Here is a 13,416-nt window from a genome sequence, read left to right as displayed (position 1 = left end):
CGGCCCGGGTGCCCGGCCCCTCGGCGCTCGTACGTTCGGCGGCATGAAGAAGCCACTGTCTCTGGCCGCCCGCCTGCTCTGCGCGGCAGCCCTCCTGGCGTCGGCCGCCGGCGCCGTCGTACTCCTGTCACCCGGTGGGCTCGGCCGGGCCGAGCCCACCGAGGTGACCCGGGGTGTCTCCGTGTCCGTGTACCGGTCGCTGACCGCTGCGGTCGCGGACGCGCCCGACCGGCTGGTCCACCTGCTGGAGCCGGTCACCGAGGTCACCCTGGTCGCCCTGGGCCTGTTGCTGCTCCTGCTCGGCTGGACGGCTGTACGCCGCAGGGACCCGCGCCTGGCTGCCGGAATGGCCCTGACCGGCGCCGGGACGGTGGTGGCGTACGCCGTCAGCGAGGCGCTGAAGCTGGTGATCGACGAGGAACGCCCGTGCCGGGCCGTGTCCGGTGCCGAAGCGGTGGCCGCGTGCCCGGAGGCCGGCGACTGGTCGTTCCCCAGCAACCACGCCACGCTGGCCGCCGCGCTGGCGACGGGGCTTGCGATCCGACGGCCCCGTCTGGCCGCCGTGACCGTGCCGTTGGCCGTGGCGGCAGCGCTGCTGCGTGTCCTGACGGGGGTCCATTACCCGCACGACGTACTCGCCGGCGCACTGCTCGGCGCGGCCGTGGTGGCGGCGCTCCTGATCGTCGCCCAGCGGCCGGTGGAGCGCGTCGCTTCAGCCGTTCTCCGCCGTGTGCGCGGGCACGACACCCGCCTCGTGGGCCACGACGGCGGCAGCGGCCCGGTTGTCCACGCCGAGGCGGGACAGGACGGAGCTGACATGCGCCTTGACCGTCCCCTCCACCACATGCAGCCGTCGGGCGATCTGCCCGTTGGACAGCCCGCTGCCGAGGAACGACAGCACCTCGCGCTCTCTGGGGGTCAGTCCGGCGACCTTCTCCCGGGCGGCGGCCCGGCGCCCGGCCTGGGCACCGGCTCCGCCCGACGCGAGGTGCGCGACGACGCGCGCGGTGACCTTCGGTGACAGATAGGCGGCGCCGCCGGCCACCGCCCGTACGCCCGCGAGGAGTTCCTCGGGCTCGCCCGACTTGATCAGGAAGCCGGCGGCCCCGCAGCCGAGCGCCCGGAGGATGTAGTCGTCCTCACCGAACGTCGTGAGCATGATGACGCCCGTGGCGGGAACGGTCCGGCTGATCTCCGCCGCGGCGTCGATGCCGTCGGTCCTCGGCATCCGTACGTCGAGGACGGCCACGTCGGGCCGGTGGAGCCGCACGAGCTCCACCGCCTCGTGGCCGTCGCCCGCCTCGGCGACGATCTCGATGTCCGGGTCGGTGGTCAGCACGGCTCGCACCCCCGCCCGGATCATCGGCTCGTCGTCGGCGATCAGCACCCGGGTCATCGCGCGCTCATCCGGTCAGGGCGTCGAGGGAGATCAACCGGTCCTCGCGGAAGCAGAGCCGGTAGGCGTCCCCTGACCGGCTGTCGAAGCGGTCGGCCGTCATCGCGTAGTACTCGCATGTCACTCCTCGTCCCTCGGGCCGCTCGCCACCGGACGGCCGGTGGACCGACTGGCGGTCCGGAAGCACCCGCCGTACCTCCGCACGATCCTGCCCCACTCGCAGCCGGGCGTAGTCGCCGGGATCGAGTGTCGAGCGTGCCGCCGCCACCATGTCCCACCCCGTCACCGCGGCGGCCAGCACCGCGCCCGCGACCGGCGGGACCAGGAGCGCGGCGATCAGGGTGCGGCGCGCGCGCCGCCGCGTCCTGCGGAACTCCGTCGGCGCCCCGGCCCGGGGCTCGGGTGCGCGACGGCCCGGCAGCCGTGCCGGGAGACGGTGTGGCAGCCTGGCGGACACGACGAAGCCACCGTCGCGGGGCCCGTGCTCGAAGGTGCCGCCGGCGAGCCGGACCCGCTCGTCGAGTCCGATGAGCCCCCGGCCCCCTTGCCCCGGGGCCCGCCCCGCCGGGGTCTGCGCGGGACCGTTGAAGACGACGACCTGGGTCTCGGTCTCCGTGTGCCGGACCTCGACGGTCGCCGCCGCGCGGGGTGCGTGCCTTGCCACATTGGTCAGCGCTTCCTGCACGACCCGTTGCACGGCCCGCCCGACGACGGGAGGAAGTCCGTCCGCCTCACCGTCGACCCGCAGTTCGACCTGCAGCCCGGACTCGGCCGCATCGCCGACCAACTCGGTCAGCTCCCGCCCTTCCGGCCGTGACAGCGGTGGTTCCGCGTCCTCGCTGAGAACACCGACCACGGCGCCCAGGCGCTCGACCGCCATGGCTGCCCGTGCCCTGATGTCCTTGGCGGTACGCCGCTGCCGCTCGTCGAGACCGGGTGCGAGCTGGAGGGCGCCCGCCGACAGGGCGATCAGGCTGAGGTCGTGGCCGAGCACGTCATGCATGTCCTGCGCGATACGGGCCCGTTCCGCCAGCCGCGCCTGCTCGCCCACCAACTGCCGCTCCCGCTCGAGCCGTTCAGCCTTCTCCCAGCCGGCCCGGACCAGCTCCTGGTACTGCCGCCAGAACCTCCCGGCGAACCAGGGCAGCAGGACGCCCGGAACCAGCACCCCGACGAACCGGGTACCGAGCGCGAGCATGGAGGGCATCAGCGACGCGGCCACCACGCCGACCGCGAGCACGGCGACGAACGAGCAGAGGGCCGCTCCGGTACGCCCGGGGCCCCGCCCCGCCAGGAACGCGGCGACCACGGTCGGCACCACCCACCACAAGCTCACCAGGCTCAGTCCGCCGAACACGGCCACGGCCGTGAGGCGCCACATCAGGTTCGGGTTCACCGGCCCGACGGTACGGAATCCGGGGCCTGCCCGGCACTGCCGAAAGTCAGGGTCGTGTCCGGGAGGCCGAGGCCACCGGACGGGGAGCACGGAGATCCAGCGGTGTCTCCACGGGCAGCAGGGCGGCGGCCCTCTCCCGCTCCCCCGCCCGGACCGCCGCGTGCACCTCGCGGGCCAGGGGTGTAACATCGCGGACGGACACGGTCCACTCGTCGGCGTACCGCCGGGCTGCCTCCCCGGAGAGCCCGAGCTGGAGCGAGCGGTACGGCAACGGGTTCAGGTGGAGATCGCGCTCGGGGTCCCACTGGACCCGTGCGGGAGCGGCCCGCAGCGCTCGCTTCCACGCGCTCTGGTCCTCGTGCACGTCGCCTACGTAGTGGGAGAGTTCGGCGTTCTCCAGCGCCCAGGCGAAGCCCTCACGGGTGATCTCGACGGCGAGCACGGTCTCCTGGCCCTCCTTCGTGCCCCAGCCACAGCGGTACATCATCCACAGGAAGCTCGGCTTGATCCACGTCATACGGTCGCGCTTCCAGGCCCGCGGGAAACGCCCGTCACGGGCGGCGGGCAGCCCGATGGCCGGCCGGTAGGCCTGGTAGACGGTGACGGTGGAGTCGGTGTGCTGCGCGCGGATCTCGTGACGGGGCGGGTGGACCTGATCGTTCATGCGCCCCAGGATGCGGGGCCGGCCGCATCGCGGCACCTGGTTTTCCGCGCTGCCGCGAGACGCGTCCGAAGGCCAGGCACGCGGTGGGCAGATGGGTGGGTCGCGGCCGGCATCTCCACCTGTTCCCCTTGAACACGCCGTGGCATCGTGGGCAATTGCACGGCGGAATTATCTGACGTTCAGCCAAACGGGGGCTGTTGCGCTGCGGGAGTTCGGGGGGACTACAAAGAACCCTGTCGGTCGCGCTCCAGAATCCTCCCGTTGGCCGGCGTCACAGCACACACGTAGGCAAGGGCAACATGCCAATTCTGCACACACACGAAGAAGTGGACGCCTGGCTGACAGAGGCCGGGTGGCACCCAGGACGCGATGTCGGGGAGGAGGCATCCGAAGCGATCAAGACCGTCATCGAGCGATATCGCTCCTACGATGTGGAAATCGAACCTTCCGACCCCGCCCTCGCATTCATTCGGGAGCACGCGTTCCTTCGTACCGTCATCGACACCGCACCAGAAAATTTCGCCATTTTCACCCCACATCTCGTCTTCAAGGGGGATGCCGAGGAGGTCGCCGAGCTCGCCACTGACCTCGGTGTGCAGCTTTTCCCTGTGGGGTACGACACCTATGACGGTTCCACCCTGCTCATGGACACGAACGGGCGCTTCTTCTTTTCGCATCATACGGGCGCGTATTACCTTGGGCGCGAAAAATACGAGGCCCTGATGAGCCTGATGAGCAGCGAGATGGAAGATGCGGAGGACTATTTCGTCTGACCGTGTTCCCGGCGTGGCGGCGTCACTTCTCGTCAACGGGCAGATCTTCAGTCAGACGAGTTTCGGTGGGTGAAGGCCGGCCTGACCTCCACCACGCCGTGCAGGACTTCTTCGACGCCCTCCCCGCGGAGCGCCGCGAGTACTTCGTCGGACACTGTGCCGAGTCCGCGCTGGTCTCGGACCAGTTGTGGGGGTTGGACCGTCAGCGCGTCGGCGGGGGGATGACAACCCTCGACGAGGCCGCATCTCACTTCGCGGGCGCCGTCCTGGTCGCGAAGAAGATCCGCAGTCAGGGCGACGGCCCCGCCTCACGGGCATCCTTCCCCAAGCTCTCAACTTCGTTCGAGCAGGGGAGGCCCCGGCCCGGGTAGGGCTCCGCAAGGGCCGGCGGACATCACTGCATTCATGGAGCTTCCACCAGCTTGGCGCCTTCATCGAGTACAAGGCACGCCGGGCCGGAGTGCCTCTGGTGTACGTCGATCCGGCGTACACCAGCCGCCAATGCTCCCAGTGCGGGTACACCGACCGGAGGGCGAAACCGTGTGGACAGTGGGGCGTGAGTCACGCGTCCCAGCCACCCCATAGGCGGCCCGGACGGAGGAGACAACCCAGCAGCCAGCTGGGCTCTACCTCCAAGCCCGGTCCTTCAGGACCGGGTCAAGTTGACTGACTACTCCGGACGCCTCTCCGGCACCGGACGGACCGTAGGCCACCTGTCCAGGACCGCGCGCCGCGACTCCGCCGCGAGAACTCCGAGATGCCGCAGGTCCCCGTCGCCCATGGCCATGTCGGCGACCACGCCGAGCCGGTGGGCGAGGCGTTGGCGGGCGGTGGCCGTGCCCCAGGTCCAGTCCTCGTCCGGGACACGCGCCAGGTGGTCGGTGGAGCCGCGGTGGGCTCGCTGTACCAGGGCGTCGCCCCGGATCAGCCAGCCCGCACAGGCGTCGGCGAGGCCGGTTTCCGGGAGCGCGGTGCCGGTCTCGGTGTGCCAGGTCGTGCGGTAGGTGGTCTCCGCCCGCTCCAGCACGGGGCCGGCCGCCCTCGTGACGCACCAGCAGGTCGGGAATCCGATGCGGAGATAGGCGAGCTCCATGAGGCCGCTGCCCAGGGACGCCTGCTCGAAGTCGATGAACCTGACCCCGTCCGGGGTGTGCAGGTCGTTGCCGGGGCAAGGGTCGCCGTGGAGCAGCGCGGTCCCTTCGGCCCGGCCGAGGCGTTCCACCAGGGCGTCGAGGTCGCCCCGCGCTCCCGGTGCCGCGCGGACCCCGAGGGTGTCGGCCAGGGTGAGGAAGGACGTGACGTCTGCGCCGGTCGGGCCCCGCCAGTGGGGCAGAGCTCCCACGTCGCCGGGGCCGGCGGTGGCGTGCAGCCTGGCGAGGGCCGCCGCGTAGTCGACGATCCAGTCGGCGGACGGCCGCCGGTGGTCCAGGTGTTCGAGGACCAGGACCCGCTCGGCCGGGTCGGTGCCGAGGATCGCGGGCACGACCGGGGTGCCGGATGCCCGGCCGGCGATGCTCAGGGCGGCCACTTCGCGGGCGTACCGCTCGTCGGCCCCGGGACCGGCCACCAGTTGTTTCAGCACCGCCGGGCGTCCGGACAGCTCGATGCGCCAGACCTGCGAACGCGGGCTGCTCTCCAGGACGGAAGGGTGGGCCGCCGGGCCCAGACGGTCCCTCAGGGTCTCGCCGAACGGAAGCTGCGACGCCGTCGTCATGCGGTCAGTCTTCCACCCGGCGAGGGCCCGCGTACGCCGTGTCGGTGAGGATCAGTGGTTGTGCGGGAAGCCGAGGTCCACGCCCGCCGGGGCGTCGGCCGGGTCGGGCCAGCGGGTCGTGACGACCTTGCCGCGGGTGTAGAAGTGCACCCCGTCGTTGCCGTAGATGTGGTGGTCTCCGAAGAGGGAGTCCTTCCAGCCGCCGAAGGAGTGGTAGCCCACCGGCACCGGGATGGGGACGTTGACGCCGACCATGCCGGCCTCGATCTCCAGCTGGAAGCGGCGGGCCGCCCCACCGTCTCGGGTGAAGATCGCGGTGCCGTTGCCGAAGGGGGAGGCGTTCATGAGGGCGACGCCGTCCTCGTACGTGTCGACGCGCAGGACGCACAGCACCGGGCCGAAGATCTCGTCGCGGTAGGCGTCGGAGTCCGTGGAGACGTTGTCCAGGAGGGACAGGCCGATCCAGTGGCCGTCCTCGAAGCCCTCGACGGTGTGGCCGGTGCCGTCGAGGACGACGTCGGCGCCCTGGGCGGCGGCTCCGGTGACGTAGGAGGCGACCTTGTCGCGGTGGGCGGCGGTGATCAGCGGGCCCATCTCGGAGGCGGGGTCCGTGCCGGGGCCGATGGTGATCTTCTCGGCGCGCTCGCGGATCTTCGCGACCAGTTCGTCCGCGACGGAACGGACCGCGACGACCGCGGAGACGGCCATGCAGCGCTCCCCCGCGGAGCCGTACGCCGCGGAGACGGCGGCGTCGGCCGCGGCGTCCAGGTCGGCGTCGGGGAGGACCAGCATGTGGTTCTTCGCGCCGCCGAGCGCCTGGACGCGCTTGCCGTTCGCGGAGGCCGTGGCGTGGATGTGGCGGGCGATCGGGGTGGAGCCGACGAAGGAGACGGCGGCGACGTCGGGGTGGGTGAGGAGCCCGTCGACGGCGACCTTGTCACCGTGCAGGACGTTGAGCACCCCGTCGGGCAGCCCGGCCTCGGCGGCCAGCTCGGCCAGCAGGTTCGCGGCCGACGGGTCCTTCTCGCTGGGCTTCAGCACGAAGGTGTTGCCGCAGGCGATGGCCAGCGGGAACATCCACATCGGCACCATGGCCGGGAAGTTGAACGGGGTGATGCCGGCGACGACGCCGAGCGGCTGCCGGATGGAGGAGACGTCGACCCGGCTGGAGACCTGGGTCGACAGCTCGCCCTTGAGCTGGGTGGTGATGCCGCAGGCCAGCTCGACGATCTCCAGCCCGCGCGCCACCTCGCCCAGAGCGTCGGAGTGCACCTTGCCGTGCTCGGCGGTGATCAGTGCGGCGATCTCGTCGCGGTGGGAGTCCAGCAGGGCGCGGTAGCGGAAGAGGACGGCGGTGCGGGCCGAGAGCGAGGAGGTGCCCCACGTCTCGTACGCGGTCCTCGCCGCGGACACCGCCGCGTCGACCTCCTCGGTGGAGGCGAGCGCCACCCGGGTCGTGACGGCTCCGGTCGCCGGGTCGGTGACGGGGCCGAAGTTACCCGACGTGCCCTCGACGGTCTTGCCACCGATCCAGTGGTCGACGGTCTTCATGAGCGTGCTCCTTCACAGGTGGCGGCGTCGGGCTGCGATCTGCCGGTCGTACTCTTTCCGGGCCTCGACCGCCGACGGGCGGGTCGCGGTTTCGGCTACGGGAACATCCCACCACGCCTGTGCCGGCGGGGGCCCCGACACTGTGTCTGGCGTTTCGGTCTCGACGTAGACACAAGTGGGGCGGTCCGCTCCGCGCGCCTCGGCGAGGGCCTGGCGCAGCTCCCCCACCGTCCCGGCGCGCAGTACGTCCATGCCCAGGGAGGCCGCGTTGGCCGCGAGGTCGACGGGCAGCGGGGCGCCGGTGAACGCCCCTTCCGCGGTGCGGTACCGGTAGGCGGTGCCGAACCGTTCGGCGCCCACGGACTCCGAGAGGCCGCCGATGGACGCGTAGCCGTGGTTCTGCAGGATGACGAGCTTGACGGGCAGGCCCTCCTGTACGGCGGTGACGATCTCGGTGGGGTTCATCAGGTACGTGCCGTCGCCGACCAGGGCCCAGACGGGCCGGCCCGGCGCCGCGAGCTGGACGCCGAGGGCGGCGGGGATCTCGTATCCCATGCAGGAGTAGCCGTATTCGACGTGGTACTGGCGCGGGGAGCGGGTCCGCCACAGTTTGTGGAGGTCGCCGGGGAGGGAGCCCGCCGCGTTGATCAGGATGTCGTCCTCGGTGACCAGCTCGTCCAGCAGCCCGAGGACCTGGGCCTGGGTGGGGCGGGCGTCCGGGGCGGTGGCGGCGTAGGCCGCGTCGACGCGCTGCTCCCAGCGGTCCTTGGCGTCGGTGTACGCGCTCTCGTAGGCGGGGTCGACGCGGTGCCCGCGTGCGCCCAGGGCCTCGCCGAGCGCTTCGATCGCGGTGCGGGCGTCCGCGACGAGGGGGAGGGCGGCGAGCTTGTGGGCGTCGAAGCCGGTGATGTTGAGGTTGAGGAAGCGGACGGCCGGGTCGGCGAAGAGCGTGCCGGACGCGGTCGTGAAGTCGGTGTACCGGGTGCCGATACCGATGACCAGGTCGGCCTCGCGGGCGAGCGCGTCCGCCGTGGCGGTGCCGGTGTGGCCGATGCCGCCCACATCGGCGGGGTGGTCGTGGCGCAGGGAGCCCTTGCCGGCCTGGGTGGAGGCGACGGGGATGCGGGTGGCGGCGGCGAACGCGGCGAGGGTCTCCTCGGCGGCGCTGTGGTGGACGCCGCCGCCCGCGACGATCAGGGGGCGGCGGGCGGCACGCACCGCGCGGACGGCCTGGCCGAGTTCGTACGGGTCGGGGGCGGGTCTGCGGACGTTCCAGACGCGCGTCGCGAAGAACTCCGCGGGCCAGTCGTACGCCTCTGCCTGCACGTCCTGCGGCAGCGCGAGCGTGACGGCGCCGGTGTCCGCCGGGTCGGCGAGGGTGCGCATGGCCTGGAGCGCGGCCGGGATCAGGGCCTCGGGGCGGGTGATCCGGTCGAAGTAGCGGGAGACGGGGCGCAGGCAGTCGTTGACCGACACGTCGCCGGTGTGCGGCACTTCGAGCTGCTGGAGCACGGGGTCGGCGGGGCGGGTCGCGAAGGTGTCGCCGGGCAGGAGCAGCACGGGCAGATGGTTGACGGTGGCGAGCGCGGCGCCGGTGACGAGGTTGGTGGCGCCGGGGCCGATGGACGTGGTCACGGCGTGGGCGGAGAGCCGGCCGGACTGGCGGGCGTATCCGACGGCGGCGTGCACCATGGCCTGTTCGCTGCGGCCCTGGAGATACGGCATCGTGGGGCCGCATGCGACGAGCGCCTGTCCGATGCCGGCGACGTTGCCGTGGCCGAAGATGCCCCAGGTGGCGTTGATCAGGCGGTGGCGCCGGCCGTCGCGCTCGGTGTACTGGCGGGCGAGGAAGGCGACGAGTGCCTGGGCGGTGGTGAGCCTGCGGGTCGGCTTCGGGGCGGTGCGGGGTGTGCTGTGCGGTGTGGTCACCGGGCGGCCTCCGTGCCGTGGAGCGGCAGTCGTGGGTCCACGGGCTGCTCGGGCCAGCTGTCGCGGATCCAGCGGTGGTCCGGGTGGTCGCGGATCAGCCACTCACGCTGCTCGCCGGGGCCCGCCATCACGTTCAGGTAGTACAGGGTGCGGCCGGGCGGGGCGATCGACGGACCGTGCCAGCCGTCGGGGATGAGGACGGCGTCCCCCGTGGCGACTTCTGCCAGGACGTCCGTGCCTCCGGGGCGGGACGGCGACACCCGGTGGTAGCCGAGGCCGTCGCCCTCGACCTCGAAGTAGTAGATCTCCTCGAGCACGGACTCGGTGCCGGGGTGGTGCTCGTCGTGCTTGTGCGGCGGGTAGGAGGACCAGTTGCCGCCGGGGGTGAGGACCTCGACGGCGATGAGCCGGTCGCAGTCGAAGGTGTCGGCGGCGGCGAAGTTGTTCACCTGCCGCGAGCAGGCGCCGGCGCCGCGGAGTTCGACCGGTACCTCCGGCGCGGGGCCGTAGCGAGCGGGGAGTCGTCGCTCGCACTTCGCTCCTGCCAGGGCGAAGCGGCCTCCTGCGCCGGAGGCGATCTGGGCGCTGGCGTCGCGTGGGACGTAGGCGAAATCGGTGACGGCGCCGAACACGTCTTCCCTGCCCAGCAGTTCGAAGACCTCACCTGCTGTCTGCACCGTACAGCCACCGGACAACGGAAGGATGATCCACTCGCTCTCCCCGGTTACCAGGGTGTGAACACCACCCGGTTCGAGCTCCAGGACGCGCAGGCTCGACCGCTCCCACCCGGCGCGCTCCGGGTCGATGTCGAGGGCGTAGGGGCCGTGTGCGGTCCCGCCGGCCCTGAGGTGGTACCTCTGTTGCGCGTCGGTCGTCGTCATGGCCCCATCCCTACCCGTCGTCCCGCTCGTTCACAGAAGTCCTACGGCGGTGTCGACCGCCCCCGCCACGTCCCCGTCGGCGGGGTAGAGCAGTGAACGCCCCACCACCAGCCCCTGGACGGTCGGCAGCCGCAGTGCGCCGCGCCATTTCTCGTACGCCGTGTCCGGGTCCCCGGTGACCTCGCCGCCGAGCAGGACGGCGGGGAGGGTCGAGGCTCGCATCACCCGGTCCATGTCGCCGGGGTGGTCGGTGACGGGGACCTTGAGCCACGTGTACGCGGACGTCCCGCCGAGCCCCGAGGCGATGGCGATGGAGGTGGTGACGGCGGCGGCTCCGAGGTCGGTGCGGAGCCCGTCACGGGTGCGGTGGCAGAGGAACGGCTCGATGAAGACCGGCAGCCGGAGGGCCGCCATCTCGTCCACCGCGCGCGCGGCGGTGTGCAGGGTGTCCAGGGATCCCGGGTCGTCGTGGTCGATCCTCAGCAGGAGTTTGCCCGCGTCGTAGCCGTGGCGGGAGAGGTCGGCGGGTCGGTGGCCGGTGAAGCGGTCGTCGAGCTCGAACGCGGCTCCCGCGAGCCCTCCGCGGTTCATGGATCCGAGGACGACCTTGTCCTCCAGGGCGCCGAGGAGCAGCAGGTCCTCCAGGACGTCGGCGCCCGCGAGTACTCCGTCGACGCCGGGGCGTGCGAGGGCGAGGCACAGGCGTTCCAGCAGGTCGAAGCGGTCGGCCATGGCCAGGTCGTCGTCGCCGACGGCGAGGGCCCCGCGGGCCGGGTGATCCGCCGCGATGATCATCAGCCGGCCGGAGGGGCCGACGAGGGGGCGTCTGCGGCGGGCGGTGGCGGCCTCGGCGACGGCTTCGGGGCGGTGGGCCCGCAGGCGGACGAGATCGGAGACGCCGGCGGCGGGCGGGGTCACGGTGTGGCGTCCGCGGCAGCTGCGACGGCGCCGTCGGCGAGGGCCTGTTCGACCTCGTGCGGGTACGGCATCGCGGACGAGCAGGCGAGACGGGAGGCGACGATGGCCCCGGCGGCGTTGGCGTAGCGCATGACGCGTTCCGTGCCCCAGCCTGCGAGGAGGCCGTGGCAGAGGGCGCCGCCGAAGGCGTCGCCGGCGCCCAGCCCGTTGACGACGTCGACCGGAAGGGGCGGGATCTCGGCGGTGGTGCCGTCGCGATGGACAGCGAGGACCCCTGCCGGTCCCTTTTTGACGACGGCGAGTGCGGGCCCGGCGGCGAGCAGGGCGCGGGCGGCCGCGTGCGGTTCGCGTTCCCCGGTGGCGATCTCGCACTCCTCGAGGTTGCCGACGGCGACCGTGGCATGGGCGAGCGCCTCGCGGTAGTGGGCACGGGCCGCTCGGATGTCGCCGTCCTTCTCCTCGTCCCAGAACATGGGGCGCCAGTCGAGGTCGAAGACGGTGACGCGCGGATGCCCGGCCGCGTCCGGTGCCGCCGCCGCACCACGGGCCCGGAGTGCGGCGAGGGTCGCGGCACGGCTGGGTTCGGCGCAGAGTCCGGTGCCGGTCATCCAGAAGACCCGGGCGGCCCGTACCGCGTCCAGGTCGAGCTCTCCGCTGTGGATCTCCAGGTCGGGGGCCTTGGGTTGGCGGTAGAAGTAGAGCGGGAAGTGGTCGGGCGGGAAGATCTCGCAGAAGGTGACCGGGGTCGGATACTCCGCCACGGCGCTCACCCACCGGTCGTCCACACCGAACTCCCTCAGCGCCTGGTGCAGGTAGTCACCGAAGGCGTCCCGGCCGGTCCTGGTGATCACGGCCGTACGCCGTCCCAGCCGGGCGGCGGCCACCGCCACGTTGGACGGCGAGCCGCCGAGGAACTTGCCGAACGTCTCGACCTCGGCCAGCGGTACCCCGGTCCGGAGCGGGTAGATGTCCACTCCGATCCGCCCCATGGTGATCACGTCGTACGGCTCAGGCATACGCATCCCTTCCACCCGTGCTCCGGTCCGGCACATCGACCCGGGGGTCGGCCATGGCCGGGTGGCCGCCCTCAGGTCTAGCCCTCGCCCGGTACCCTGTCAACACTTTGTCCGGACATTCGGACGAACTCTTGACACTCCTCGTCGAGGACTGGAGGGTGGGCGATATGACCTCCCCCGTACCCTCTCCGGCCCGCATCCGTATCGGTTCGGCACCTGATTCGTGGGGGGTGTGGTTCCCCGACGACCCGCGACAGGTGCCCTGGGAGCGATTCCTCGACGAGGTGTCCGAGGCGGGCTACGAGTGGATCGAGCTCGGTCCGTACGGCTATCTGCCGACCGACCCCGCCCGGCTCGCGGACGAGACGGCCCGCCGGAATCTCGCCGTCTCCGCGGGCACCGTCTTCACCGGATTGCACCACGGCCCGGCGGTCTGGGACCGGACCTGGGAGCATGTCGCGGGCATCGCGGCACTCACGCGGGCGATGGGCGCCGGGCATCTGGTGGTCATCCCGTCGTTCTGGCGGGACGACAAGACGGGCGAGGTGCTGGAGGACCGCACGCTCACCCCGGCGCAGTGGCGTGACCTCACCACCCAGACGGAACGTCTGGCTCGCGAGGTGGGGGACCGCTACGGGCTGCGGATCGTGGTGCACCCGCACGCCGACACGCACATCGACAGCGAGGAGAACGTCAACCGCTTCCTCGACGCCACCGACCCCGATCTGGTCTCCCTCTGCCTCGACACCGGCCACTACGCCTACTGCGGCGGGGACAGCGTGCGGCTCATCAAGACCTACGGCGAACGGATCGGCTATCTGCACCTCAAACAGGTCGACCCGGTGGTGCTCGCCGATGTCGTGGCGAACGAGGTGCCGTTCGGTCCGGCCGTGGCGCGCGGCGTGATGTGCGAACCACCGGGCGGGGTGCCCGCACTGGAGCCCGTACTGGACGCCGCGCGCGCCCTGGGCACCGACCTGTTCGCCATCGTCGAGCAGGACATGTATCCCTGCCCGCCCGACAAGCCGCTGCCCATCGCACGCCGCACCCGCGAGTTCCTCCGCATCTGCGGACCCGCGAGGCCGTCCTCCTAGGGCGTGTTTCGAAAGTAGCGCCGTCCGCCCGAAGGGCGGGCCTGGCGGCGTCTGGTGCGTGCGATCGCAAGGCGGAGGGTCGCC

Annotated in this window: 13 protein-coding genes and 1 pseudogene; 5 read left to right on the top strand and 9 right to left on the bottom strand. The window is 72.0% G+C overall.

All coding sequences use genetic code 11. The annotated features are described in order from the left end of the window. Positions 1-43: 43 nt before the first annotated feature. A pseudogene (locus ACFYSH_RS21810) lies at positions 44-631 on the top strand (phosphatase PAP2 family protein); the annotation flags it as partial. A gap of 81 nt (positions 632-712) precedes the next feature. Here the strand turns inward: ACFYSH_RS21810 and ACFYSH_RS21805 are convergent. The 3 genes from ACFYSH_RS21805 to ACFYSH_RS21795 are packed head-to-tail and all read right to left on the bottom strand — an operon-like array spanning position 713 to position 3,456. Next, positions 713-1,396, bottom strand: coding sequence for a response regulator transcription factor (locus ACFYSH_RS21805; protein WP_359475062.1), 684 nt, complete (start codon positions 1,394-1,396; stop codon positions 713-715). Between the two features lie 7 nt (positions 1,397-1,403). Then, the gene (locus tag ACFYSH_RS21800) at positions 1,404-2,792 is read right to left on the bottom strand and encodes a sensor histidine kinase (RefSeq protein WP_388754514.1); all 1,389 of its coding nucleotides are present in this window, start codon (positions 2,790-2,792) and stop codon (positions 1,404-1,406) included. 46 nt (positions 2,793-2,838) lie between these two features. Beyond that, positions 2,839-3,456, bottom strand: coding sequence for a DUF4291 domain-containing protein (locus ACFYSH_RS21795; protein ID WP_388754511.1), 618 nt, complete (start codon positions 3,454-3,456; stop codon positions 2,839-2,841). Between the two features lie 326 nt (positions 3,457-3,782). Here ACFYSH_RS21795 and ACFYSH_RS21790 point away from each other — a divergent pair, with 326 nt between their 5' ends. From ACFYSH_RS21790 to ACFYSH_RS21780, 3 genes are all read left to right on the top strand, one after another. Next, a complete protein-coding gene (locus ACFYSH_RS21790; RefSeq protein ID WP_359475070.1) occupies positions 3,783-4,229 on the top strand; it encodes an SUKH-3 domain-containing protein in 447 nt (148 codons plus the stop codon). A gap of 65 nt (positions 4,230-4,294) precedes the next feature. Next, on the top strand, positions 4,295-4,600 hold the full coding sequence (locus ACFYSH_RS21785) for a YwqJ-related putative deaminase (protein ID WP_388754508.1): 306 nt from the start codon (positions 4,295-4,297) through the stop codon (positions 4,598-4,600). Beyond that, positions 4,546-4,899, top strand: a complete 354-nt coding sequence (locus tag ACFYSH_RS21780; protein ID WP_388754802.1) for a zinc ribbon domain-containing protein — start codon at positions 4,546-4,548, stop codon at positions 4,897-4,899. Before ACFYSH_RS21785 ends, ACFYSH_RS21780 begins: the two co-directional genes overlap by 55 nt. On the opposite strand, the gene ACFYSH_RS21775 is transcribed toward ACFYSH_RS21780, so the two are convergent. From ACFYSH_RS21775 to iolC, 6 genes are read right to left on the bottom strand one after another with little or no spacing between them, the layout of a single operon-like run. Continuing rightward, positions 4,900-5,943: an aminoglycoside phosphotransferase family protein gene (locus ACFYSH_RS21775; RefSeq protein WP_359475073.1), complete on the bottom strand. Its 1,044-nt coding sequence runs from the start codon at positions 5,941-5,943 to the stop codon at positions 4,900-4,902. It abuts the gene before it with no gap. A gap of 51 nt (positions 5,944-5,994) precedes the next feature. Next, complete coding sequence (locus ACFYSH_RS21770) at positions 5,995-7,494, bottom strand: CoA-acylating methylmalonate-semialdehyde dehydrogenase (protein ID WP_359475076.1); 1,500 nt, start codon at positions 7,492-7,494, stop codon at positions 5,995-5,997. 12 nt (positions 7,495-7,506) lie between these two features. Then, entirely contained in the window at positions 7,507-9,423 is a 1,917-nt protein-coding gene (gene iolD / locus ACFYSH_RS21765; RefSeq protein WP_359475079.1) for a 3D-(3,5/4)-trihydroxycyclohexane-1,2-dione acylhydrolase (decyclizing), read from the bottom strand. Continuing rightward, positions 9,420-10,304, bottom strand: coding sequence for a 5-deoxy-glucuronate isomerase (gene iolB / locus ACFYSH_RS21760; RefSeq protein ID WP_359475081.1), 885 nt, complete (start codon positions 10,302-10,304; stop codon positions 9,420-9,422). The genes iolD and iolB overlap by 4 nt, the downstream gene beginning before the upstream one ends. Positions 10,305-10,334: 30 nt before the next feature. Continuing rightward, positions 10,335-11,222 (bottom strand): deoxyribose-phosphate aldolase, encoded by an 888-nt coding sequence (locus ACFYSH_RS21755; protein WP_359475084.1) that lies wholly within the window; start codon positions 11,220-11,222, stop codon positions 10,335-10,337. Next, positions 11,219-12,238, bottom strand: a complete 1,020-nt coding sequence (iolC, locus tag ACFYSH_RS21750; RefSeq protein ID WP_359475087.1) for a 5-dehydro-2-deoxygluconokinase — start codon at positions 12,236-12,238, stop codon at positions 11,219-11,221. The genes ACFYSH_RS21755 and iolC overlap by 4 nt, the downstream gene beginning before the upstream one ends. Positions 12,239-12,405: 167 nt before the next feature. On the opposite strand from iolC, the gene ACFYSH_RS21745 reads away from it, so the two are divergent. Continuing rightward, on the top strand, positions 12,406-13,332 hold the full coding sequence (locus ACFYSH_RS21745; RefSeq protein ID WP_359475090.1) for a sugar phosphate isomerase/epimerase: 927 nt from the start codon (positions 12,406-12,408) through the stop codon (positions 13,330-13,332). Positions 13,333-13,416: the final 84 nt, after the last annotated feature.

Origin of the sequence: Streptomyces sp. NPDC005791, assembly GCF_042871485.1 — a bacterium.
Classification (GTDB): domain Bacteria; phylum Actinomycetota; class Actinomycetes; order Streptomycetales; family Streptomycetaceae; genus Streptomyces.
Note: the sequence above shows the minus strand (reverse complement) of the source record. Positions and strands in the feature narration are given on the sequence as shown.

Excerpts from the sequence above, each read along its gene's own strand:
- ACFYSH_RS21805 (WP_359475062.1), bottom strand. The coding sequence starts at position 1,396 with ATGACCCGGGTGCTGATCGCCGACGACGAGCCGATGATCCGGGCGGGG.
- ACFYSH_RS21795 (WP_388754511.1), bottom strand. The coding sequence starts at position 3,456 with ATGAACGATCAGGTCCACCCGCCCCGTCACGAGATCCGCGCGCAGCAC.
- ACFYSH_RS21775 (WP_359475073.1), bottom strand. The coding sequence starts at position 5,943 with ATGACGACGGCGTCGCAGCTTCCGTTCGGCGAGACCCTGAGGGACCGT.
- ACFYSH_RS21770 (WP_359475076.1), bottom strand. The coding sequence starts at position 7,494 with ATGAAGACCGTCGACCACTGGATCGGTGGCAAGACCGTCGAGGGCACG.
- iolB (WP_359475081.1), bottom strand. The coding sequence starts at position 10,304 with ATGACGACGACCGACGCGCAACAGAGGTACCACCTCAGGGCCGGCGGG.
- iolC (WP_359475087.1), bottom strand. The coding sequence starts at position 12,238 with ATGCCTGAGCCGTACGACGTGATCACCATGGGGCGGATCGGAGTGGAC.
- ACFYSH_RS21745 (WP_359475090.1), top strand. The coding sequence starts at position 12,406 with ATGACCTCCCCCGTACCCTCTCCGGCCCGCATCCGTATCGGTTCGGCA.